Raw genomic sequence first — 24442 nt, forward strand, 5'->3', positions numbered from 1 at the left:
TGCTAACCCGCCAAGACCATACCTGGATGGATATACCTTTCTTGGCTGTGTCAAGGAGTTTTTTTCAGAGTGAATCATGTATGACTCTTTTGCACAAAAAGCAAAGGTAAATATTGAATTTTGTTGCAACACTAGGTGGAACTGTCTGTTATATAAGGAGATTGGCTATGCAGAAAATTCTTACAGATTCACAATTAGGTGCAAATATTCGGAGAGTTAGAGAAAGTAAAATAATGTCTCAAGCGGATGTAGTTCGTGAACAGGAATTGAAAGGGTCGTTTAATGTCGGTGTCTCATTATGGATATATAGAACAGTGTCGTAAGAATATAAGCAAGAGATTTGGCATTATTAAAGTGATATTTGATGTTGATTATGATGAATTTTTTATCGGGTTAATCTATGAAATTAATTTAGATTGTTAAAATGATAATCATAATATATTCAAGATTATAATTTTAAACTCGATAATATATGTATTGTGGGGAAAACGGATCATGGGTCTTAAGATGTTTAAAGTAAGATATAGAAATGAGAAAATTACACTTGATAATAATCTCTCTAAACTGCTGTCAAGAAAACTTAATATCCCCTGAATCTCCTTTCTTTCAGGCGTTTCCGTGGATTTTTATTTATGTATCGAGTCCCGTCTCGCACTCTTTTTATTCCCCGAAATTATGTAATGCATACCATATTACCGACTTTTAAATCTGTTAACGTAATTTCTGTATGTCTCCATTGCGTTTTATCATCTATAGTAAAAAAGAATTCTCCCCGGCTGTTTATGTCGTTAATTTTCAAACCACTAACCATTAAATAGTTATCCCTGATTTCCTCAATAGTGGCATAAAATGTAGTACCGTCAACTGGTGCATGTGTATTTTTACCAATAAAGAATCCAATAATGCCAACTATGAACAGCAGTATTACACAGCATATGATATGAATAAGTTTCTTCATTGTGCGATCCTTCCTGATTTTAGTTTTATTATAAATGCTAATTAGTTCAAAATCAACTCTAACCGAGTATGTAAAGTTCAATCTAAAAATCAATACACAAAGACTTGACATAATTAATAACCAGGTATATACTTTTGTTAGAAACTTATATAAGTATATTACAAAAGAATACAGACAGGAGTAACAGCTAACATGAAAGATATATTAGGGAAGCCTCATGCATTGAAACAAGTCAATCTTTCGGTTGTACGCAAGGCGATTAAGGAAAAAGGCTCGGCGACGAGGGCGGAGATCGTGGCAGCAACAAAAATCAGTGTGACTACCGTACGCACACTTCTGACAGAAATGCTGATGAATAATGAAATTGTTGATGCCGGTTACGATGAATCCATAGGCGGAAGAAAAGCAGTTCGCTATGAGTTGAATAAGAACAGATTTTTTGGAGTAGGACTGTGTCTGGATGGTGACAGCATCCGTTATCTAACCGTTAATATCTGTGGTGAGATTCAGGAGAGCGGAGTATTTGCGGCAAATGAAAATGTGGCAGCATCCATATGCGATTTCCTGGATGAACTTGTAACGAAGATAGAAATTAAGTCTATTGGTATCGGTGTTCCTGGAATTGTCAATGGTATGGAATACCAGAGAAAGAATCCGGAAGGACAACTGGAGGATCATCCAATAGGTGAGGCAATCCACGAACGATATGGAATACCGGTCATTTTAGAAAATGACTTGAATGCTATTACTCTGGGATTTGGACGCTGCTATTTAAAAGAATATCCGGAAGAGAGCTGTGAAAATATAAACATGGCATATGTACATTTTGATAATGACTGCCTAAGTGCGGGATTTCTTTCGGAAGGAAGGGTTTTGCGGGGCTGGAATAACTTCGTAGGAGAGTTGGGATTATTTCCCGTGGATGAAACCAGAACGCTGGATGATCTGTTGTCATCACCTTTGGAAGATGATCATTATGCACGTATTATTGCAAAATTAATTGCAGGAATTTGCTGTATATTGAATCCGCAGTATATTGCTTTGGGGGGAAATGATTTCCGCAAAGACTGTCTGTCTATGATTAATAACTATTTTGACAGCACACTGCCGGATAAAATGTCTGCTGAAATACTTTATGCAGAAGATATATGGCATGATTATTTTGAAGGAATGGCTTACTTAACTGCTGAACAGATTTTTGCGGATGTTATGCTTGTAAGGGGGTAAAATGAACCATATGATAGAATGCGGACCGGCTATTCCAACAGGTCGAAGATCATTTAATACACAAGTGGTTTTCGGAACATCTTTTACATTCCTGACCAGCGGAGTTTTTTTGAGTGGTCTGGCTATGTATATGGGAGCAAGCGACTTACTGGTAAGCTATATCAGTATGATTAGCAATATCTGCGGAATATCAATCCTCCTTTTCTCTTCCCTGATTGAGCGGTTTCGCAGTTTCAAGAAGATAACGATCGGATTAACGGTATTTTCAAAACTTGCAACGCTGCTTATAGTTTTGATTCCGCTATTAATTCCGGCAGGCCTGCAGATTGTAGTCTTTATACCGATGATGGTTATTGCGTTTACTTTACAGGCCCAAACAACCGTTGTATTAAATAACTGGATGGTAACTTTTGTGGATGAAAAAAAGAGCGGGCGGTATATTGCAGGACGTCAGACCTTGGTATTAATGGTAACTGTTATTTTGTCGCTGGCAGGCGGACGACTAATGGATGCGGTATCGGGCAGATATATTGGATTTTTTATTTTGTTTTCCGCAGCTCTATTCATGGCTGTTATAGAAATTGCTGTTTTGTTTCGCATTCCTGATGTTGAACAGCATAAACCTATGGGTAAGAAGAGCAGCTTCCCGGATATGATAAGGGTACCAATGAAAAGCCGGCGGTTTCTGGTTTTTGTTGTGTATATATTTTTGTTTTATCTCATGCTTTCCATAGCTGACAGTTTTACAGTTGTATATATGATGCGTTATCTAAAACTTTCCTATATTGCGACAACCGCCATGCAGATGCTGATTTCTTTACCACAGATCTTTTTGCTGGGGATTTGGGGGAAGATCAGTGATAAAAGAGGGCATCAGTTTGCACTCACGGCTTCCATATGGTTTTTTATAGGTGAGACACTTTTTCTTGCGTTGTCAAATTCACACAATTTATACATTTTTATTCCAGCAGCGTTTTTATTTGCGTCAGTTGCCAATGCCGGTTTTATGGTCTTGGTATTCAATCGCCGCTACGAACTGATGCCAAGAAACGGGCGGATTCTGTTTGACAATTTCTTTAGTGCTGCAGTTGGGCTGGCGTTTATCCTGGGACCTGTCATCGGAGGAGCCGTGAAACATCTTTTGGAATCCAGCAGTTGGGTTAAAGGTGCAATACAATTTGGAAATATCCGGCTTTTATATGTAGTATCCACTGTGGCAATTATAATATTGCAGATTCTGGTGCTGGGTTTTAAGAGCAGAGGTAGTAAATTAACTTTAGAAGGAGGGTGCTGACATGGCAAAAATAGATTTGCATATCCATTCCAGCTGCAGTGATGATGGAGAGTTTTCTATTCCTGAAATTATGGATTTGTGTAAACAATCCCAAATCAAGTATATGTCAATTACCGATCACAATACCGTGAGAGGCATACCGGAGGCTTTGGCACTTGCAGGACAAATGGGAATTCATGTGATATCAGGTGTGGAGTTAGACTGTGCTTATAAGGGACGGAATTTTCATCTGCTGGGTTATCATTTTGATTACACCAAACCTGTATTTTCAGAAATTGAGAAGGGTATTTTGAAGCAGGAGCAAAATGCTGCTGAGCAGAAAATTGAGCTCATTAGAAATGAAACTGGAATTCCTCTTCATACAGAGGAAGTATTACAAGCTTCTGGTGATGGCATTGTAACCGGGGAACTGATTGCAGAAATTTTACTTACAAAAGAAGATGCGAAGAATTATAAAGTACTTTCACCATACCTGCCAGGAGGAAGGCGCTGTGATAACCCATATGTAAATTTTTACTGGGATTATTTTTCCCAGGGTAAACCGGCATATGTGCCCATAGAATATATTTCGATGGAAGAGGGCATTGCTCTGATTCATGAAGCAGGCGGAATCGCAGTTCTGGCGCACCCCGGACAGAATCTGCAGGGTGACTACGCTTTCCTGCAGCAGATTATGAAGACTGATATTGACGGCATAGAAGCATATTCTTCTTACCACTGCAGAATGGAAATAACTTATTTTAATGAGATAGCACAAGAAAACGGATTACTGATTACTTGTGGAAGTGATTTTCATGGGAAAACAAAACCTTCAATTCGTCTGAATGGACATGGTGCAGATGAAAATATCTCAGACATTATCCGTCAAAGGATGATGGAGATCCGCTCGTAGGTTAGGGTTTAGCGTAAATCCCTAATTAAATCTCTAAATGATAGGATTTATCATTCGTTTAAAATTGGCTGAAGCTACATAACAGAAACCGTCTGGTAATTAACCGGATGGTTTCTGTTATGCAGCTCTATTTTTATTATTTATTTACCATTTCTCCATCTTTACCAATCAGATAACCACCTGTATAAATTACCTTATTGTCCGGTTCATCATATGCCGGTATTTCTTTATTTAACAATTGAAGCGCTGTTTCTAAACCAAGTCTGCCCATTTTTTCTGAATCCTGCAGCATGGTTCCGGACATCTCGCCTTCTACAATGGCATTGACCGCCTGCTGGCTTCCGTCAAAGCCAAAAACAAGTACATCCTCTTTACCGGCTTCCTTTAGAGCGCGGGAAGCACCCAGCGCCATTGGGTCATTTTCGGCAAAAAGAACGGTAATATCCGGATGATATAAAATCATTTTCTTAGTTTTTGTATATGCAATATTTTCATCGGAATTCGCGTACTCTACTGCCGAGATCTCATATCCGGCATCCGTCACCTTTGAAATAAAGGCATCCCCGCGGCGATTGGCATAAACGGCAGAGGATTCACATTTCAGCACAGCCATTTCTTTTTTATGGGATGGGGCATCTTTTAATAAACTTAAGGCATACTCTGCCACGGCTTCCCCTCCGGCAGTACAGTCAGATACAATAAGGGCATCTTTGTCTGAACCGCCATCCCCAATATCTACAATGACAATCGGTATGTCTTTCTCGTGTGCCAGGTCTACAATTTCCTCCATATACCCCGGATAACAGGGAGACACTACCAACGCATCGATGTCTTGTGCGATCAGACTCTTACAGCCCCGCAGCATTTCGTCCGGATCGTTGTTCTGGTTATGGGTAAGCAGTGTGATGCCGAGATTACCGGCATCTTCTTTTAAACTTTTATCCATACGTTTGAAAAAATCATTTTCCAGTGTATAGACAGACCACCCCACGTTAATACCATTTGGGCTTGCAGGTGTGATTTCCTGTATTACGGATTTGGTGACACCCGCTGTTCCAGGATCGGAACAGCCTGGAACAAGTAGAAATAGGGCGCTTGCGGATAAGAAGGTGAAGAATTTTCTGTGATTTTTTTTATGTCTCATATTTAAACACTCCTTTATAGTGGTTATAATTGCGCACATCAGCTTTTATGATATAATAATAATCAGAATTTGTATAGTATGACAGATAAAAAACTATCTAAATATGTGATTTTCTGAGGTTTACGGCTATGATTGATCGTCCTGTTTTGATATATTTTATATTTTCTTCCTATTATTAAAGAAATAATAATATTACCATTTATTGACTTTGCAATTTCTCCAGAGTATAATTAAGTAAAAGTTTTATTCCGTGTGCGAAAGTGCAGCGGCGCTTGGTACAGGAATGACATATACTATACCAGAGACGATGGATAAAGGGATGGGTAGATGACGAACAACTATACGGGACTGAACGATGATGAGGTACAAAAACGTATTAACCTGGGTGAGGTCAATACGGTAGATACGAATATTTCCAAATCGAAAAAGGAAATTGTGAAAACCCATACGCTGACATATTTTAACTTTTTGAACTTGTTTTTAGGCGTATTGGTACTGATATCGGGGCAATTTAAGAATATTACTTTTATGGGAGTTATTATCATTAACTCGGTTATTGGTATTGCCCAGGAATTTAAAGTAAAGAAATTGATTGATAAACTGTCGGTAATAACGGCATCCAAAGCAAAGGTAATCCGCAGTGGTGCTAAAATTATTATCCCGGTAAATGAGGTTGTTATTGATGATATTCTGGTTGTGGAAAATGGAGACCAGGTATGTTCAGATAGTATTGTACTGGAATCTGACGGTATTGAAGTAAATGAGTCTATGCTTACCGGAGAATCCAAGCCGGTGAAGAAGAAACCCGGAGATGTTCTGATGTCAGGCAGCTATCTGGTTGCAGGCAGCGGGATCGGGCGTGTAGAACACGTTGGGGAAGAAAATTATGCAACAGAACTTGCCAAAAAGGCCAAGAGCAAGAAACGTGCAACGTCGGAAATGCAGCGTACTATCAAACGGATTATTAAAGTTCTGGGTATTTTGATTATTCCGGTTGGAATATTATTATTCTGGTCCCAGAAGAGCATTCATGACATTAGTTTTTCCAACGCACTGGTCAGTACCGTTGCCGGTATTATTGGAATGATTCCGGAAGGTCTGGTATTGCTCACCAGTGTTTCTTTCATCCTGGGGGTAGGGCGTCTGGCGAAGCAGCGTGCGCTGGTACAGGAAATGGAAGCTATTGAAGCACTTGCCAGGGTAAATGTACTCTGTCTGGATAAAACAGGTACCATTACAACCGGTAATCTGGAGGTTGTGGAAGTAGTGCCACTGGGTGATACGCAGGAAATCCGTGTTGAGAATATTATGAATGAGATAGCATTCGCCTTTGACGATGTGAATGCTACCCAGAATGCATTGATGCAGCGTTTTAAGAAATCAAATCTCTGGAAAGTGGAAGAGAAGATCCCTTTTTCTTCAGAACGTAAATACAGAGCGATCAGGTTTGAGCAGGAAGGTGCATTTGTACTTGGAGCACCTGAGTTTTTAATCCGGGATGACGAAGAATTAAAAGTCCGGGTGGATGGTTATTCTAATCAGGGATACCGTGTTCTGCTCCTTGCAGGCTGTGAAAAAATATCGTCGGAAGATGGAACGGTGGAAGGAGTAACCCCGGTGGGGCTTGTGGTTATTACTGATCAGATCCGTTCTACGGCAAAGGATACTTTCGCATATTTTAAAGAGCAGCAGGTAGAGATTAAGGTTATCTCAGGCGATAATCCGATAACAGTTTCCAATATTGCCGTGAAAGCCGGACTGGAGGGCGGAGAGCATTATGTGGATGCATCCACGCTTCCGGAGGACTTTGAAGAACTTCGTGAGGAAGTTGCAAAGTTTTCTGTATTTGGCAGGGTTCGCCCGGAACAGAAACAAAGTATTGTAAAAGCCTATCAGGCAAACCAGAAGGTTGTGGGAATGGTAGGAGATGGTGTCAATGATGTTCTGGCTTTGAAAGATGCAGACTGTGGTATTGCCATGGCGGCAGGAAGTGATGCGGCAAAACAGGTTGCCCATATCGTGCTGCTGGATTCGGATTTTGCATCGATGAAGAATATTGTACGGGAAGGCCGTATGATTATTACCAACATTGAAAAGGTAAGTGCGCTGTATCTGACTAAGACTATATATTCTGTCATTTTATGCGTCATATTTATATTTTTACAGCGCTCTTATCCGTTTATTCCGATTCAGCTCTCCTGGATCAGCAGTACGGCAATCGGAATCCCCAGTTTTATCTTAACGCTGGAGCAGACAGAAGGTGTAACTACCACCGGTTTTTTAAAGCATGTACTTCGGGTGTCACTGCCGGCTGCATTGACGATGGTTCTTACTATGAGTACGATTCAGGCATTAAGTCCATTCTGGGGTATGAATGAAACCATGACCTCCACATTTAATCTGCTGGTTGGCGGTATGGTGAGTATGCTTGTGGTATTTAGAGTATGTAAGCCAATGAATATGCTCAGAAGAGTCCTGAGTATTGGAGTAGTTGCTATTTTTTGTGCAGGAATTCTGATTGCACCGGGGCTGTTGGGAATATATGATATCTTCCGCTGGGAAGTGATCTTTGTAATACCGATGATCTGTATGGCGCTGGTACTGGAACGTGGATTTGCAAGATTTGTTAATTTCTGCTATGTACTTAAAGATAGGATAGCTAAAAAAATAGATGATAAGTTAAGAAAGCATTATACAGGTATCAGTTGATTTCCCATATATATAGAATTATAAACAGTGGATACGGCTGCAGAATCAGCCAGATTTGGACTTTGTTTTAAGCCCTGCTGGAAGCGATTTTGCAGCCGTATTTTGGTGTAAAGGTGTAAAGAGTTATGCGCAGCCGTATGCATGATTATTGATGAAGGTCATCGGAAAGCTGATACATTTCTTTATAATCTTTTGGTGAGATCCCGTATTCTTTTTTAAATGCCCGATAAAAACTGGAATAATCTTTGAATCCATACTGCTCAAAAACCCTGCTGATGGGGGTACTGCCAAGGATGGCGTCTTTACAGGCATGCAGCCGTTTTTTTGTAATATACTGATGGATGGATATGCCAATGTTGTCTTTAAACGTATGGGAAATATAAAATTTGCTTACATAAAATTTTTGTGCCAGATGTTCCAGTGACAGGTCTGCCTCCAGGTGATCAGATACATAATTACATATATTCAGATAAAGGGATTTTTCGGCCGGATTGGTTTTCTTGTGGTTCTGTTCATAAACCAGTCTGTTCAGGTAGAGAATCAGGGTATTTATCTGAAGGGAAATTTCAGATTCTTTTCCAAAACGGTCATTTCTCGTTTCTTCTATAAGCCGGAAAATCATGGATTGAATCGCATTAAAGGTGATTACTTCCGTATGGAAGACATAGCGTTTAGCCGTAACGGTATACTGCATCAGATAGATATAATCGGTAGAGGCATTGGTGAGCCGGCTGCAGTAATCTTTGCTGATCCAGAGCACGAACCGCCTATAGGGCTTATCCTGATCCAGAAAACAGGGATGGTGTTTTGTGCCGGGAGGTATCAATAAAAAGTCACCGGGCTTGACAGGATGAGGTGTTCCGTTTATGGAAATGCTCACATTTCCTTCCAGAAAAAAATAAAATTCATAGTAATCATGGCTGTGTGATTCCACAGGGGATAGTCCCAGATCACTGTAATAATAGATTTCGAAATCCTTGGAACGCATATACTGGCGTGTGCTGAAAGCTGTCTGCAGGTTTTTTTTCATAAGAATCCTTCTTTCTTGGAGTATGTCCGAAAAATCCATACTATATAGTTCGCGTATTGGTGTGAACTTTACTATAATACATTATAGCAAGTTTTGCAATGTATACAACAACTATACCAATTGGAATTTTTAAAAATAAAAGTATAATTAGAATTAACAAAAAGAGAGTAACTTGTTGGGAGAATAAGTTAAATAAGAAAGGTAAATGGTGGATTTTATGGAAATGACATTGAGATGGTATGGGAGTAAGCATGATTCAGTAACTTTGGAGCAGATCAGGCAGATTCCGGGGGTGACAGGAGTTATCACTACCTTGTATGATTCCGTTCCAGGAGAAGCCTGGAGCGTACAGGATATCCAGGCAATGAAGGACGAAGTAGAGGCAGCAGGGCTTCATGTGTCCGGTATTGAAAGTGTAAATATTCATGATGCAATCAAGATTGGAACTCCTGACAGAGATCAATATATCGATCATTATATTACCACACTTGAACGATTGGGGCAGGCAGATATTCATCTGGTCTGCTATAACTTTATGCCGGTATTTGACTGGACCAGAACAGAGCTTGCAAGAAAGAGACCGGATGGTTCTACTGTTCTGGCTTATAATCAGGAGACAGTGGATAAATTGAATCCCGAAGATATGTTTGCGTCCATAGATTCTGATTCCAATGGATTCGTCCTTCCAGGCTGGGAGCCGGAGAGAATGTCAAAAATCAAAGAATTATTTGATCTTTATAAAGAAGTAGATGCAGAAAAACTGTTTGAGAATCTGAAATATTTTTTAGAAAGAATTATGCCGGTTTGTGATAAATATGACATTAATATGGCAATTCACCCGGATGATCCGGCATGGAGCGTATTTGGACTTCCAAGAATCATTATCAATAAAGAAAATATTTTAAGAATGATGAAAATGGTGGATAATTCTCATAATGGTGTGACTTTCTGTTCGGGGTCTTATGGTACAAATCTGGAAAATGACTTGCCGGATATGATTCGCTCCCTAAAAGGCCGGATCCATTTTGCACATGTCAGAAATCTGAAATTTAATTCCCCAACGGATTTCGAGGAAGCGGCACATCTTTCCAGTGATGGCACTTTTGATATGTACGAAATTATGAAGGCCTTGTATGAGATCGGATTTGAGGGACCGGTCAGACCGGATCATGGTCGTATGATCTGGGGTGAGGTTGCAATGCCGGGTTACGGATTATATGACAGGGCATTAGGCGCCGCCTATTTAAATGGATTATGGGAAGCAATTGTAAAAAGTCAAAAATGAACAATCAAAAACAAATTATTATATAGAAGAGAGGAATCATGATGCAGTTAAATAAAGATGGTTTACAGGATAGGGCAGCATGGGAGAAAGCGGGATATAAACTGCCGGAATTTGACCGGGAAACGGTGAAAAATAAAACGATGGAAAACCCTTTTTGGATACACTTTGGGGCAGGTAATATCTTTCGGGCATTTCAGGCAAATGTGGTGCAGAATCTTTTGAATGAAGGCGTTTTGGACAGAGGATTGGTTGTTGCGGAAGGTTATGACTATGAAATTGTGGAGAAGATGAATGTACCCCATGATGACTACAGTATTCTGGTTACCTTAAAGGCAGATGGAACCGTGGAGAAAACAGTCGTTGGAAGCGTAGTGGAATCCCTTACTGCAGACAGTGAAAATGACAGGGATTTCAATAGGTTAAAAGAGATCTTTCAGAAAGATTCTCTGAAAATGGTCAGCTTTACCATTACAGAAAAAGGTTATTGTCTGGTAAATGGAAAAGGCGAGCAGTTACCGTCCGTAAGTGTGGATATGGAGCGTGGTCCAAAGAAACCGGAAAGTTATATTGGAAAAGTTGCTGCACTTTTGTATGAAAGATATTTGTCTAAAGAAAAGCCGGTAGCCATGGTAAGTATGGATAACTGTTCCCACAATGGGAGCAAATTATATGACGCAGTTGCAGCTTTCGCCAGAGCTTGGGAAGAAAACGGCACTGTAAAAAAAGGGTTTCTGGATTATGTAACAAATAAAGAAAAAGTATCTTTTCCATGGACGATGATTGATAAAATTACGCCAAGACCGGATCCCTCTGTGAAGGAAATTCTCAAAAAAGATGGTGTAGAACAGCAAGACCCGATCGTAACTTCTAAAAATACTTATGTGGCTCCCTTTGTCAATGCGGAAGAGTGCGAATATCTGGTGATAGAAGATGCGTTTCCAAATGGAAGGCCAGATCTGCAAAAAGGTGGTATTATCTTTACTTCCAGAGAGACGGTTGATAAAGTAGAAAAAATGAAAGTGTGCACCTGTTTAAATCCACTGCATACTTCCCTTGCGGTATTTGGCTGCCTCTTAGGATACGATTTAATTTCCAAAGAAATGAAAGATCCCGCTTTAAAAAAACTGGTGGAAATCATCGGATACCAGGAAGGGCTTCCTGTAGTGGTAAATCCAGGGATTCTGGATCCGAAAAAGTTTATTGATGAAGTCCTGAATGTAAGAATACCAAATCCGTTTATGCCGGATACCCCTCAGAGAATTGCTACGGATACCTCCCAGAAGCTGGCAATCCGCTTTGGAGAAACCGTGAAAGCATATCGGAAGTCCGATCAGTTAAATGTAAAGGATCTGAAAATGATACCATTGGTATTCGCCGGCTGGATACGTTATCTCTGTGGTGTCGATGATAACGGAAATGTATTTACGCTGAGTCCGGATCCTCTGCTTGATACTTTATTTCCTCAGATAAAGAATCTGAAGCTGGGGGAAGAAACAGATATTCATTCGATATTAGAACCGATTCTGTCCAATGAGAAGATCTTTGGCGTAAATATTTATGATGCGGGAATGGGGGGACTTGTAGAAGATTACGTAAAAAAAATGACAGCAGGACCGGGAGCTGTCAGAACCTTATTGAATAATTTAACCAGTGGCTGTTAGAGTATGCCTGTAGAATCATTGCACCTGTCTGGCTGCATCCCACAAGGCGGTAACAACCAGCCAGGTAGAAATATTTTTAAGAACGATCTATGGAATGGCAGGGAGGATAAAATGAAACAATTTTTAGACGAAGATTTTCTATTAAAAAGTGATACGGCAAAAACGCTGTATCATAGTTATGCAAAAGAAATGCCAATTTTTGATTTTCATAATCATCTGAGTGCCCGGGAAATTTATGAAGACCGGTGTTATGAAAACATAGCCCAGGTATGGCTTGGAGGGGACCATTACAAATGGAGAGCCATGCGTGCATTTGGTATTCCGGAAGAGCACATTACCGGAATCAAAGGAAATGACTACGAGAAGTTTAAAGCCTGGGCGGAAACAATTCAGGCGGCTATTGGAAATCCACTTTATCACTGGACGCATCTGGAATTACAGCGGTATTTTGATATTCATGAGCCTTTAATGCCTGAAAATGCAAAAGAGGTCTGGGATAAATGCAATGAGTTGCTGGGAATGAAAGAATACTCGGTTCGAAACCTGCTTCGTATGCAGAATGTAAGAGCATTATGTACGACAAATGACCCATTGGAAGACCTAGAATACCACAAAAAGCTGAGAGACGAGCATTTTCAAATACAGGTTATGCCCACCTTTCGTCCGGACAGAGCGATTGCTTTGGAGAAAGAAGATTTCGTACTGTATGTAAAAGAACTTGGGGAAAAAGTTGGATATGAACTGACATCCATCGATCTTTTGCTGGACGCATTAAAGGAACGATTGGACTTTTTTGGGCAGATGGGTTGTCTGGTAAGTGATCACAGCCTGGAGTGCAATATATACCGGTATTCGGAAGGAGATGAGGCAGATTTTATTTATCAGAAAAAACTGGCTGGTAAAGAAATCAGTGATACGGAATATGCAAAATACCGTGGTTTTCTGCTAAGTGCTCTTGGACGTGAATATCACAGGCGCCAAATGGTTATGCAGCTGCATATCGGTGCTCTCCGCAATAATTCATCCAGAATGTTTGAAATTACAGGTGCAGACAGCGGATTTGACGGAATGAATGATTTTCACTATGCTCCTGATATCAGCGCATTGCTGAATAGTATGGATAAAACAGACGAACTGCCTAAGACTGTGTTGTATTGCCTGAATCCCAACGATATGGAGATGCTGGCAGTTATGGCGGGAAATTTCCAGGGCGGACAGATGAAAGGAAAGGTACAGCTGGGTGCGGCATGGTGGTTTAACGACCATAAAACAGGTATGGAAAAGCATCTGGAGGATCTTGCAAATGTTGGAATTCTGCCCACATTTATCGGAATGCTGACCGACTCCAGAAGCTTCTTATCCTTCCCGCGACACGAATATTTCCGAAGAATTCTATGCGGGAAACTGGGCACCTGGGTGGAAGATGGTGAATACCCATCCGACATGGCGTACCTTGGAAAAGTTGTGCAGGATATCTGTTATGGGAATGCAGCTGCTTATTTTGGAATTTTCGATTAATCCCGATCGCTCTAGAGCGTGTTTTAAAATTGCTTTCTGGCACCTGTGCGTCACAGTTTGTGGGAGATTTGTTCCGGATGAAGGGCGCGTAGCGGGCTACGTAACCTGAATTCGGGGCAAATATGCCGCAAAGTGGGGCGTGCAGATGGCAGGAATGAATTTTCAAACACGCTCTAGTACTACAGCAAACAATTTCTTGAATTTGGGTTTAGCTGATTAAGACGCTTTGTAGATGTAGGTAGTGTACGGAAAGATGGGTGTGGGAAACTGGCATGGGCTCCGTCAGCTGGCCGCAGAACTGGTATTTTCTAACCTTTCCGAAGACATTTTAAAAAGTGGGGCACTTTTTTCGCACCTTTACTTCCAAAGTATCCTGCATACAGGTACACCTCTTTAAATGTCATGGTATTCTATGAAATTTTTTAACTATCCGTATTTTTCTGATATAATTGGCATCCAAGTTCTTCCGGTTTTTTGGCTATGACCGGATGCGCAGGTATTTTGGGAACATCCAGTGGATATTCTCCAGTGATGACAAATTTATAAAACTCATTGGGTGCAAGCTTCGCCAGATGCCATTGGTACCGCTGATTATTATAATAAGCCATGTAGTCATCAATGACAGACTGTACCTCTACAAAGCTTACGCATTCAGCCAGTTTTGCCTTGATATGGTCCTTCATATGCCCAAAGAAACTCTCCTGGGGCGCATTGTCCCAGCAGTTGCCACGCCGGGACATGGACTGGCGCAGCTTCTTGTTATAAAGTATATGAAGAAAACTTTGGCTGGTGTAATGGCACCCCTGATCACTGTGGATGATTGTTTCTGCTTGAAGTGAGATCCCATGATCGGCCACCAGTTTATTGACCGTTTCAAGAACAAAATCCACTTCCAGGGAGTCACTGAGCACATAAGAAAGTATCTGCCTGGTAAAGGCATCCAGGATGGTTGACAGGTAGGCAAAGGATCCGCTATAGGACAGATAAGTGATATCCGTCAACAAGACTATTCTTGGTCCATAACATTCGAACTCACGGTTTAGCAGGTTGTCCGCTACATTGCTGGTTCTTAGTGCCTTTGCCATTCTTTTATATGGATTTGGGCCTCGGTATGGACAGGAGAGGTGGAACTTTTCCATCAGCCTGCGGATCTTTTTCAGGTTCATGATCACCGGCGGGGTCATATGGAGCAGTTCCATATAGATGCCCCTGGCCCCTTTGGCATAACCATGCAGCCTGTAAGCGGCCAGAACCAGATCAAAATCCTCCCGGTCCTTCTGTTCCTGAAGCGCACGGACAGGAGCTGCCTTTATCCAGGCGTAATAACCGCTTCTGGAAACACCGGCTATGGAACAGAGTTCTTTGGCAGAAAGGGAATTCGCGCTTTGCTGGATCGTTTGCTGGATAATCTCAAATATACAGGAAGAGTCGTTCATAAGCAGAGCACCTACTTCCTTGTAGTCCTGAGTGAGGAAATTTTTTTTAAGAACTCAACTTCCTGTTTCAGATAATCAACCTCATGCCGAAGCTGTTTTAATTCATCCTTTTCGGATGGCGGCAGATCAGCAGCCGGGGAGACGGAGCTTTGCATCCTGTGAGGGGAATGTCCTTGGTGAAACCCGCCATATTTATCGTACTGTTCCCGAATGTGTCTGGCAATGCTCCATACCCTGCGGTCCCCAAGGACGGCAGGATCATAGCCATGATCTGCGAGGATCTGCCGCGGAATCTCCCCTAACTGGTATTCCGAGTAAAAGATCTCCTTGAACTCCCTGGTAAAGGTTAATTGGAATTTGGACACCTTGTAGGTGTAAGGATTTTGACGAAGCAGCAGCATTTGTTCATTGGTAAAAGGGTTTTTGGTCATGGTATTCCTCCTGTTCTTAGATAAGAATACCATAAGCCAAGAGAGGTGTCTAAGCCAAAAGAGGCCTCAGCAATCATCCAAGCCAGTTGTCCCAGAAGCAGGGTATACCAGCAAGGCATGTCCACAATTGGGGTTCTGAAAGGTGAGGGGGTGTCCATTTATATGGAACTAATGGGAAGGGATGTCTAAAAAAATGGGAGCCCCGCTAAATGATGTGTCCATACTTATGGGTACATTATAAAATACTCAGCTCTGCTCTACGCTTCCTCCGCCCATACCAGTTTCCCACACCCATCTTTCCGAGATAGCATTCGTTGATACAAAGCTGGTTTTCTCAGCAGGTTGTAACCCCTGGGTTGTGGCAGGCTGTTCTTTATTGGATACTGCGCAGTATGTTTCGGCTGTTTGCGTAAGAGAAGATGAAAGTTTGTTCGTTTTTCTGGTTACAGAATGAAAAACAAATTCCGTTCTCAAGATCAGTTGCTTTATGCCAATCGCGTCCGGCATGCCACAACCCCGGGGCCCCACCCTGCTGAGAAAACCAGCTTTGTATCAATAAACTGCATCCCGGAAAGAGAAGGGGGACGGACCAGGACATTGGTTTGGGAGGCGTATAGCAGAGCTGAGCATTTACTTACCTTCCCGGAGTGCTTTTTGGCGGATACAATTCGACTGGCTCCCATCGGATTGTAAGCGGGCAGTGAGCTGCGAAATGCATCAGGATTTCGGAGCGAATGCCCGCGTGCCGCCAAAAAGTGCTCTGGGAAGGTTAGAAAATGCCAGTTCTGCGGTAAGCCTTCCAAACCAATGTCCTGGTCCGTCCCCTTCTCTTTCCGTACACTACCTACATCTACAAAGCGTCTTAATCAGCTAAACCCAAATATAATAATCTTACAGGAAGTCTCAGTTTCAAGTTATGCTCATATCATAGTCTGGATAGTGAGCCATAAGCCACCAATTAAACTGTTCGCTGTAGTATGGATAAAGTAAATTTCACAATATCCTCCCATTACTTTGGATTACTTTCTTATACCAATAAAAACTCTTTTTCTTATATCTGTCCAGTGTCCCGCTTCCATCATCGTTCCGGTCCACATAGATAAAACCGTAACGTTTTTTCAATTCTGCGGTGGAAGCGCTGACAAGGTCAATGCATCCCCAGGTTGTATAGCCCAGAACCTCCACACCGTCTTCGATTGCTTCACGAAGCTGCACCAGATGGTCTTGCAGGTATTGAATTCGATAATCGTCTTCCACAGTCTTATTCCCATGCTCGTCTTCAATGAGTAAATCCACTGCACCCAGTCCATTTTCTACAACAAACAGGGGCTTTTGATAACGGTCATAGAACATATTCAGCACATAGCGCAGCCCTTTCGGATCAATCTGCCATCCCCACTGGGATGCCTCTAAAGTAGGATTCGGTACCCCACCCAGCAAATTGCCGTTGCCCTTTTTCTGTTTCTCTTTATCGGCTGTGGCACAGACACTCATATAGTAACTAAACGATACAAAATCTACGGTATGTTTCAGGATTTCTTCATCTTCCGGCTCAAAGTGGATCTGAATATTCTGTTCTCTGAAATATCGCTTCATATATCCGGGATAGGTTCCTCTTACATGAACATCTCCAAAAAAGTAGTTTTTGTGTTCCTCTTCCATTACCTGTATCATATCATCCGGCGATGGGGTTAAAGGATACATCGGCATACTTAAAATCATGCATCCGATCTTTGCCTCCGGCATTATCTCATGTGCTATTTTCGTTGCCAGGGCACTGGCAACCAGCTCATGGTGCGCCGCCTGATAAAGCTCCTGTTCCGTCAGTTTTTCTGCCGGTGTATGGATGCCGCCGCTCATAAATGGGGCATGAAGCACAGAATTAATCTCATTAAATGTAAGCCAGTATTTTACCTTACTCCCAAACCGTTCAAACAGGGTTCTGACATAACGCTCATAAAATTGGATCAGCTTCCTGTCTGCCCATCCGTTATAATGTTCCGCCAGATACAATGGCGTCTCATAATGAGATATGGTAACGAGTGGTTCCATTCCGTATTTATGGCATTCGTCAAATAGACGATCATAAAATTGCAGTCCTTTTTCGTTAGGCTCTTCTTCATCACCATTTGGAAATATCCGGCTCCAGGCAATCGAGGTTCGAAATACCTGAAACCCCATTTCCGCAAACAGCCTGATATCTTCCTGATAACGGTGATAAAAATCAATTCCAATTAATTTTTTGTTATCCTCTGTTGGAACTGCCGTTCTGTCCCCCCGGATTCCCCGGGGCAGGACATCCTGAATGGACAGTCCCTTACCGTCTTCTTTATAAGCACCTTCACATTGGTTAGCGGCAACTGCCCCTCCCCAAAGAAAATTTTTTGGAAATTCACACATACTTACACCTCCTGTGCTATTTCTTTTCCAGTATCAGCAATACATCTTTATGGAACGGATGCATGGATATGACAGTGCTGCCATCCTTTATATTCATCTCCGCGCATGCCACATATCTGGTTTCCAGATCGAAAGCTTTTGCTCTGTAACCTCTGAGTTCCATTCCGAGAACCACTTTTGTATTATAAGGCAGATAAATCAGATAGTGTTCTTCTGCTGCCGCCATACGGATGTCCGATGAAGGATTTTCCAGGCAGGTATTTTGCGGAATCAGCTCCTGTATCCCATACTCCTCCAGTTTAAACCGGATAAATCCGTAATCCCACGCCCCAGGAAATTTAATAGCTTCCTGCCAGGGCAGCGGTTCATCAAAACCTTCACCCAGAACCGGATTTTTCGGGCAGTTTACCTTCTGCCAGTTCCAGATACCATGGGCCCCGTAAGTTACTCCTGCACAGGCACCGGATAAAACGCTGCTCCATGCTGCTTTTCGGATATCCACTGCCTCAAACCGCCCGTATTCCTGCCTGCTAAATCCCATCTGTTCATAACAGGGTTCTGCATTTATCATAGGTTTCTTCGGATATTTTTCCCGGAAACGTTCCGAAAGCACATAGGCCATCTGCTGCTCCCTGGCATTATGACCGGACTGAAACATATAAAAGTCAATCTTATCCAGAAATTCTTCCGGTATCACATCATATCCCCTTTTGATATGCATGGTTTTCAGGGAATCCGGGCTGTTTTCACAGAGGATCTTCAGGGCTGTTCCATAATATGCTTTTGCCTCCGGGGTATCAAAATCCGTATCCCCGCTTACTACATAAATAGGTTCAAAATCATCAAATTCTGAAATCACTTTTTTGGTATAGTCTTCCACAAATTCTGCTGGCATTACATTCATATCCAGCATTCTGCTTCCCCATGTACCAGGTACATAATTCAGCCACAGTACGACCAGGGCAAGCTGGAATCCCTGATCCACCGCCATGCGGCACATCTTTTTTGCCCGTTCATAATAATCCTGATTCCACTTTGAAAAGTCAAATTTATGTCCGTCTTTGGTTGGAAACGGATACAAACCGATATCCGATATACAACGGTCCCACTGAGGCAGGGTATTGATCTGAAGCACGGTAAAGCCCTGTGCCTTTCTAATGCTCAGGTAATACTCCCATTCTTCCAGGCTTACGTTGGTAAAAGCACTCCAGATCGTATCGCCCAGGTAAAAGAAAGGCTTTCCATTCAATATAAAATTACTTCCATTCTGATGAATCTCTACCCTACTCAATTTCATTACCCCGCATTTTCAACATGATTACAGGATCTCCTGCTTTTACCATTCCTTCACCGGCTGATTTTACTTCTGAATATTCCTCTGTATTAGTGATAATGACTGGAGTAGTGGTATCATATCCGGCTCTCTTAATCACTTCCAGGTCTGCTTCCATCAGGAGATCTCCGGCTTTTATCCTCTGCCCCTCAGAAACATGTACGGTAAATCCTGCTCCATTTAATTTCACGGTGTCCATTCCCACATGAATCAGGACTTCTGCCCCTTCTGCTGATGTAATGCCTACAGCATGTCCGGTAGGGAACAAAGCGCTTACCACACCATCACATGGCGCACAGATTTTACCGTCCCGAGGAACAATTGCAATCCCTTTCCCGAGTGCTTCAGCTGCGAAAGCTTCGTCTTTAACTTCGGAGAGCAGAATAACTTTTCCATTTACAGGGGATTTAATCTCTGCTTCCTGCTTGCCGCTGCTATCTGTCCCTGCGTCTTCCGCTATAGAATTTTTGTCCGGCTCCAGTATCATATTGTCCTGGAATCCAAATAAATACGTTACAATCGCAGAACCAAAATATGCGATGGCGCAAGCGATACAAAATCCAGCAAAGCCTTTACCAATATATCCCGGCAGTGTCAGAATACTGGTGGATAACAGCGTGGGGGCTCCTGCTCCGCTGGCTGCCACAATTGCTCCTGCAATTCCGGAAAATACGGCTCCAATAAAAAATGGTTTTTTATATTTTAATGTTATACCGTAAATTGCCGGCTCTGTAACACCGGCAAGTACAGCTGATAATGCTGCAGATCCGGAAAGCGATTTTAACTCTTTATTCTTTGTCTTTAAAAATACACCTAAAGTTGCACCTGCCTGTGCCATATTATTCGGTCCTGTTATGGTAAATAAAGTATCCCTTCCATATTCTGCTATATTATTAAATACAATTGGAGCAAATCCCCAATGGAGTCCAAACATAACCACTGCCGGCCATAGCAGCCCCAGCACAAATCCTGCAATGATCGGACTGAAGCCAACCATGCCTGTATAACCAGATGCCAGGAGATTCCCTGCAAAATCCGCAACCGGGCCAATTACCAGATACGTGGTCGGTACCATAATAACCAGGCTGAGTAAGGGTGTCATAAACCGTTTACAAATTTCAGGGAGAATATGTTTCAATCCCTTTTCTAATTTAGATAATACATAAATAGAAATGATAATTGGAATAACGGAAGAAGTATAACTTACCAATACCACAGGTATATTCATAAAAGTCAGGGCCTCTCCTGCAGAATAGGCCGCCGTAATATCCGGATATACCAGTGCTGCCGCAATACCTACGGATACATATTGGTCTGCGTGAAATTTCTTAGCAGCAGTAAACGCCAGAAATACAGGTAAAAATGTAAATACTCCATCTGCGGCTGCATACAAAATGCGGTAAGTTCCCATATCTGCCGTCAGCCAGCCCAGTGTAGTACACAAGATCAGGATTCCCTTTAGCATACCTGCTCCGCACATAGCTGCCAGAATCGGTGCAAAGATTCCGGAGACCGTTTCCATGAACAGATTCAGAATGTTTTTCTTTCCCCTGTTCTCCACTTCTTCCGCTTCATCCTGTGCCTTAATTTTCGTATTTTTCAGAATTGCCTCGTATACATCTGCAACCTGGTTTCCGATTACAACCTGTATCTGCCCGCCGCTGTCAATGACCTTAATGACGCCTTCCAGCTGACCCAGTCTTTTTTTATCTACCCTGCTGCCATCCTTCACTTTAAAACGAAGACGCGTTGCACAATGAAATAAAGAAATTACATTTTCAGACCCGCCTACAAAGGTCTCTATCTTTTTTGACAAATCATCATAATTTTTCTTTGCCATGATCTCTCCTCCTAAAATCAACTGCATGAATTGTTTCTTTAAGATGCGCGCCAGAGCATGTTTTAAAATGCTCAAATCTTATTTGTCTGAATTTTAGCATTTCTCAATTCCACATACAATCCCCTCTGGATTTTTCTATCTATATGCTAATTTTCTCCCAAAAACGAACAGATATTTTAAAAAATTTGTAAAAAAACAACATGCTTTTAAATTTTCTTTAAAAGCATGTTGTTGCTATAATATACCGTACAGCATTGTTAGAAAGTAATTATAAAACATTAAATAGAGGTTTCGTTGAGAAAGGGATGCTTTGTAGCCGGGGGAGTGTACGTAAAGATGGGGCGTGGCGGAATTTCATAGCAGAATTGAATTATCAGACAGGCTTTAGGAATAAATATACTTAGTTTTATCGAAAACACTGTCCCCTTCCAGAATTCTGGTTTTATAATAGATTCTGACAGTCTCTTCTTCCGCTTCTTCCATATGACGCAGCAGGTGCTTGACTGCCGCCAGATGGCGCTTTGTATGCGTTCCTTTTATAAGCGTCAGATTAATTCCGAGAAGACTAACCGGAGGCAGTGCATCGAATCCCACCAGGGAAACATCCCTTGGAATCCGGATCTGCCTCTCCAGAAGTGCTTTGCTGACTCCCAGTGAAATCACCGAACTCTCCAAAATAAAAGCCGTAGTACGAAAGATTCCTTCATCCAGATATTTGACCATGGACTCATAAACCTCAGCAACTGTATTCCCCAGGTGCCTGATCCGGTTGCACGCATCCCCGCATTCCCGCTTTGCCATCTCCAGGATAAATGCTTCCCGCCGTTCTACAAAATTAAAAATATCGATATTCTCCGCTAAATAAACAATATGGCTGTGCCCTTTATCAACCAGATAATCCACACCCCGTCGGATTCCCTCCCGGTTGTCTACCAGATAGCTGTCCAATCCCTGGTCATAGAACAGATTATCCCCCACAACAATGGGAATCTTCATTTGGAGAAATGGATAAATATCACTCTGCAGCATTTCAGCAGCCATAATATATATTCCCCTGACATTTTTATCCTTACATTTCTTTATCAGGTTTTCCAGATTTTCTTTTTTTTCATGAAAAGTCATGTGCAGAAACTGATATCCGTTCCGATTGACAACACGCTCCAGCTCCTCCATAAAAATTTCTCCGCTTTTACTGGTGCTGCGTTCAAGAATCACCCCATGTTTGACGTAATTAAGCATCAGCACCATCCCTTTATCCACCGCGCATCCACTCAGTCTTTCTTCTTTATACAGCATCTGCATCCGGTCTGCATATTCCAGTATTTTCTTTTTGGTTTCCTCATTTACACCCGGCCGGTCATTTAATGCCAGGGAAACCGTTGCCGGGGATACTTTCAGTGCTTTTGCAATGTCTTTGGCTTTTAAACGCATTCCTACTCCTTTTACCTATATTTATCTGTTGTTTTGTCCATTGTATCATAATTCCATTAAATATCCTATCGCTAACTGTTTCCAATCATTCCCTCAGCCTGAGTATTGACTGGTATAAATTCAACACTCCCATTCCCCACTCTCTGTTGGGATAAATATAAGCCGGATTCCGATCGGCTCCCCGTAACAGATAAGTCTTGATGGAAGCAGAATTCATACTGAGATTATGTCCCTGCACAATTCCCCACGACATCAAAACTGCAGCTGCACCTGCCACATGGGCTGCCGCAATTGAGCTACCCGACTGATATGTCATGGGAATTCCTGACTCTGACAGGACACCGGAAATCCCCGGACCATATACGTCCACCCCGGGAGCCACCAGATTTGGTTTCAAAAAGTTAACCCTGTTAAATCCATAACCTGTATGAATATAAAGGCTGCCGTCCCTGTGATTATAAGCACCTACCGTTATGCTGCTGTACGTATTTCCCGGCTCGGTAATTGTGGTAAATGGATCAGGATTCAAAAAAACTGTATGTTCTGTAATAAACCCAGTTATTGGAAGCCACATATGATAACTGCCTGTAATATAAAGAGAATTATATACCCGAATCCTCCATATCCCATGAGTCGGCGACACAAAACGCATCATAATAAACTGGCTCCCGGATCCTTGCTCCGAAATTCCATAATGAACGGAAATCTGTGTATTTTCTAATGTGAAGGTAACCAGAGTATCATTTTCTGAATCTAGCGGCAGCCTTTGAATGACCTGTCCTCCGGGTGATACAAATCCTACGGTATAAAGTTCAGGAGTGGATGCCCAAAGCTCCATTACGAATCCTTTTTCATCCGTCCCCACAAGCAATTCAACATCTTCGTACTCCATATTCGATGTTATATTTCCAAGAAAATGATGATGTCTTCCCACTTCATTCCCGGTTGCTACCACAGAAGCAAATCCCGTGATCAGATTTGCCCTCCTGAGTAGAAGCCCAAGCGGTGATGATCCTTCATGGCTTCCAAGATTAGTTCCAAGCCCAATACAGATAACCAGAGGCATTCTATAGCGTGCCGATACAAGAGCCAAATACTTTATCCCCATCATAATATCATTTTCCTGATATGCCACAGCAGAATCCTGAATGCAGTAAAAATCACGTAAATATTTTTTAGATTCTTTCAATTTTACAACTGCAATATTGCATTCAGGCGCTACTCCGATAAAATCAGAATTTTCCGATTCCGAACCGGCTGCTATGCCTGCAATAAAAGTTCCATGTCCGTTTTCATCTATACTTGGAACAACAGACAGAGGCTGTTCCGAAGCCAGTGCCAGATTAATCTGTTCGCTGGTATATTCTGTTCCATAAATAATTGTATCATTTACCGTAAATCCCGGTATTCCAGGTGGCAGCTCATTAGTTCCATTTTCAGACGGCAGATTCTGATCCCAAATACCTAAAATACGGGACCTTCCATCCACATGCCTAAATAATGGATTCCGGTAATCAATGCCCGTATCAATAAAACCTATAATGGTGCCCTGCCCCCGCAGGTTCAAAACAGGCTGATTAATTGTTTCAATAATACCGGAAGCTTCCAGACTTGATGTGTCTAGTAGCGTATAAAGTTTCGGGATGAAAAAATATTTATATTTGTGCGTGGTAATTGGGACTGCATCTTCCATAGGAACATACAGGATAGAAAACTGACTGTCCGCATAATCTGCACATGCCCCCGTATTATCCTTAAGGACACCGTCTAAATCATAGGTGTTGTTTGAAATAATAAAATCAGCAAATTCCTCTGATGCTACATTTTTCTGGCACTCCATGTAATTCTCCCGT

The 24442-nt window shown here is 41.9% G+C and carries 18 protein-coding genes and 2 pseudogenes; 9 read left to right on the forward strand and 11 right to left on the reverse strand.

What is annotated here, in order from left to right; all coding sequences use genetic code 11:
- Positions 1–673 precede the first annotated feature (673 nt).
- The gene (locus tag RHS_RS06590) at positions 674–958 is read right to left on the reverse strand and encodes a hypothetical protein (RefSeq protein WP_047832767.1); all 285 of its coding nucleotides are present in this window, start codon (positions 956–958) and stop codon (positions 674–676) included.
- A 192-nt stretch (positions 959–1150) separates the two neighbouring features.
- Between RHS_RS06590 and RHS_RS06595 the strand changes: the two genes are divergently transcribed.
- The 3 genes from RHS_RS06595 to RHS_RS06605 are packed head-to-tail and all read left to right on the forward strand — an operon-like array spanning position 1151 to position 4371.
- On the forward strand, positions 1151–2185 hold the full coding sequence (locus RHS_RS06595; RefSeq protein WP_027294851.1) for an ROK family protein: 1035 nt from the start codon (positions 1151–1153) through the stop codon (positions 2183–2185).
- A 1-nt stretch (position 2186) separates the two neighbouring features.
- Positions 2187–3479, forward strand: coding sequence for an MFS transporter (locus RHS_RS06600; protein WP_395021575.1), 1293 nt, complete (start codon positions 2187–2189; stop codon positions 3477–3479).
- Position 3480: 1 nt separating this feature from the next.
- Positions 3481–4371, forward strand: a complete 891-nt coding sequence (locus tag RHS_RS06605) for a PHP domain-containing protein (RefSeq protein WP_027294850.1) — start codon at positions 3481–3483, stop codon at positions 4369–4371.
- Positions 4372–4507: 136 nt separating this feature from the next.
- Here the strand turns inward: RHS_RS06605 and RHS_RS06610 are convergent, their stop codons facing one another.
- Positions 4508–5515: a substrate-binding domain-containing protein gene (locus tag RHS_RS06610; protein WP_044294069.1), complete on the reverse strand. Its 1008-nt coding sequence runs from the start codon at positions 5513–5515 to the stop codon at positions 4508–4510.
- Positions 5516–5842: 327 nt separating this feature from the next.
- On the opposite strand from RHS_RS06610, the gene RHS_RS06615 reads away from it, so the two are divergent.
- Complete coding sequence (locus tag RHS_RS06615) at positions 5843–8224, forward strand: HAD-IC family P-type ATPase (protein WP_044294068.1); 2382 nt, start codon at positions 5843–5845, stop codon at positions 8222–8224.
- Positions 8225–8369: 145 nt separating this feature from the next.
- On the opposite strand, the gene RHS_RS06620 is transcribed toward RHS_RS06615, so the two are convergent.
- The gene (locus tag RHS_RS06620) at positions 8370–9254 is read right to left on the reverse strand and encodes an AraC family transcriptional regulator (protein WP_044294067.1); all 885 of its coding nucleotides are present in this window, start codon (positions 9252–9254) and stop codon (positions 8370–8372) included.
- Positions 9255–9471: 217 nt separating this feature from the next.
- Between RHS_RS06620 and uxuA the strand changes: the two genes are divergently transcribed.
- The 3 genes from uxuA to uxaC all read left to right on the forward strand — a co-directional run bounded on the left by uxuA (position 9472) and on the right by uxaC (position 13718).
- Positions 9472–10539 (forward strand): mannonate dehydratase, encoded by a 1068-nt coding sequence (uxuA, locus tag RHS_RS06625; protein WP_044294394.1) that lies wholly within the window; start codon positions 9472–9474, stop codon positions 10537–10539.
- Positions 10540–10580: 41 nt separating this feature from the next.
- The gene (locus RHS_RS06630) at positions 10581–12200 is read left to right on the forward strand and encodes a dioxygenase (RefSeq protein ID WP_047832769.1); all 1620 of its coding nucleotides are present in this window, start codon (positions 10581–10583) and stop codon (positions 12198–12200) included.
- Positions 12201–12311: 111 nt separating this feature from the next.
- Positions 12312–13718: a glucuronate isomerase gene (gene uxaC / locus RHS_RS06635; RefSeq protein WP_047832688.1), complete on the forward strand. Its 1407-nt coding sequence runs from the start codon at positions 12312–12314 to the stop codon at positions 13716–13718.
- A gap of 55 nt (positions 13719–13773) precedes the next feature.
- Here the strand turns inward: uxaC and RHS_RS30380 are convergent.
- Positions 13774–13824, reverse strand: a pseudogene (locus RHS_RS30380) (hypothetical protein); the annotation flags it as partial.
- On the opposite strand from RHS_RS30380, the pseudogene RHS_RS30385 reads away from it, so the two are divergent.
- A pseudogene (locus tag RHS_RS30385) lies at positions 13801–13938 on the forward strand (DUF6783 domain-containing protein); the annotation flags it as partial. The pseudogenes RHS_RS30380 and RHS_RS30385 sit on opposite strands and share 24 nt — an antisense overlap.
- A gap of 21 nt (positions 13939–13959) precedes the next feature.
- Entirely contained in the window at positions 13960–14115 is a 156-nt protein-coding gene (locus tag RHS_RS30390) for a hypothetical protein (RefSeq protein ID WP_395021579.1), read from the forward strand.
- A 25-nt stretch (positions 14116–14140) separates the two neighbouring features.
- On the opposite strand, the gene RHS_RS06640 is transcribed toward RHS_RS30390, so the two are convergent.
- The 7 genes from RHS_RS06640 to RHS_RS06675 all read right to left on the reverse strand — a co-directional run bounded on the left by RHS_RS06640 (position 14141) and on the right by RHS_RS06675 (position 24429).
- Positions 14141–15154: an IS3 family transposase gene (locus RHS_RS06640; RefSeq protein WP_047832689.1), complete on the reverse strand. Its 1014-nt coding sequence runs from the start codon at positions 15152–15154 to the stop codon at positions 14141–14143.
- An 11-nt stretch (positions 15155–15165) separates the two neighbouring features.
- A complete protein-coding gene (locus RHS_RS06645; protein ID WP_027293389.1) occupies positions 15166–15585 on the reverse strand; it encodes an HTH domain-containing protein in 420 nt (139 codons plus the stop codon).
- A gap of 993 nt (positions 15586–16578) precedes the next feature.
- Entirely contained in the window at positions 16579–17985 is a 1407-nt protein-coding gene (locus RHS_RS06655) for a glycoside hydrolase family 1 protein (protein WP_047832691.1), read from the reverse strand.
- 16 nt (positions 17986–18001) lie between these two features.
- On the reverse strand, positions 18002–19282 hold the full coding sequence (locus RHS_RS06660; protein ID WP_395021582.1) for a DUF4038 domain-containing protein: 1281 nt from the start codon (positions 19280–19282) through the stop codon (positions 18002–18004).
- Positions 19269–21158 (reverse strand): beta-glucoside-specific PTS transporter subunit IIABC, encoded by a 1890-nt coding sequence (locus RHS_RS06665; protein ID WP_395021585.1) that lies wholly within the window; start codon positions 21156–21158, stop codon positions 19269–19271. The genes RHS_RS06660 and RHS_RS06665 overlap by 14 nt, the downstream gene beginning before the upstream one ends.
- Before the next feature lie 384 nt (positions 21159–21542).
- Positions 21543–22589, reverse strand: coding sequence for a LacI family DNA-binding transcriptional regulator (locus tag RHS_RS06670; RefSeq protein ID WP_047832693.1), 1047 nt, complete (start codon positions 22587–22589; stop codon positions 21543–21545).
- 85 nt (positions 22590–22674) lie between these two features.
- The gene (locus RHS_RS06675; RefSeq protein WP_047832694.1) at positions 22675–24429 is read right to left on the reverse strand and encodes a S8 family peptidase; all 1755 of its coding nucleotides are present in this window, start codon (positions 24427–24429) and stop codon (positions 22675–22677) included.
- Positions 24430–24442: the final 13 nt, after the last annotated feature.

This window comes from Robinsoniella sp. RHS (assembly GCF_001029355.1).
Classification (GTDB): domain Bacteria; phylum Bacillota; class Clostridia; order Lachnospirales; family Lachnospiraceae; genus Robinsoniella; species Robinsoniella peoriensis.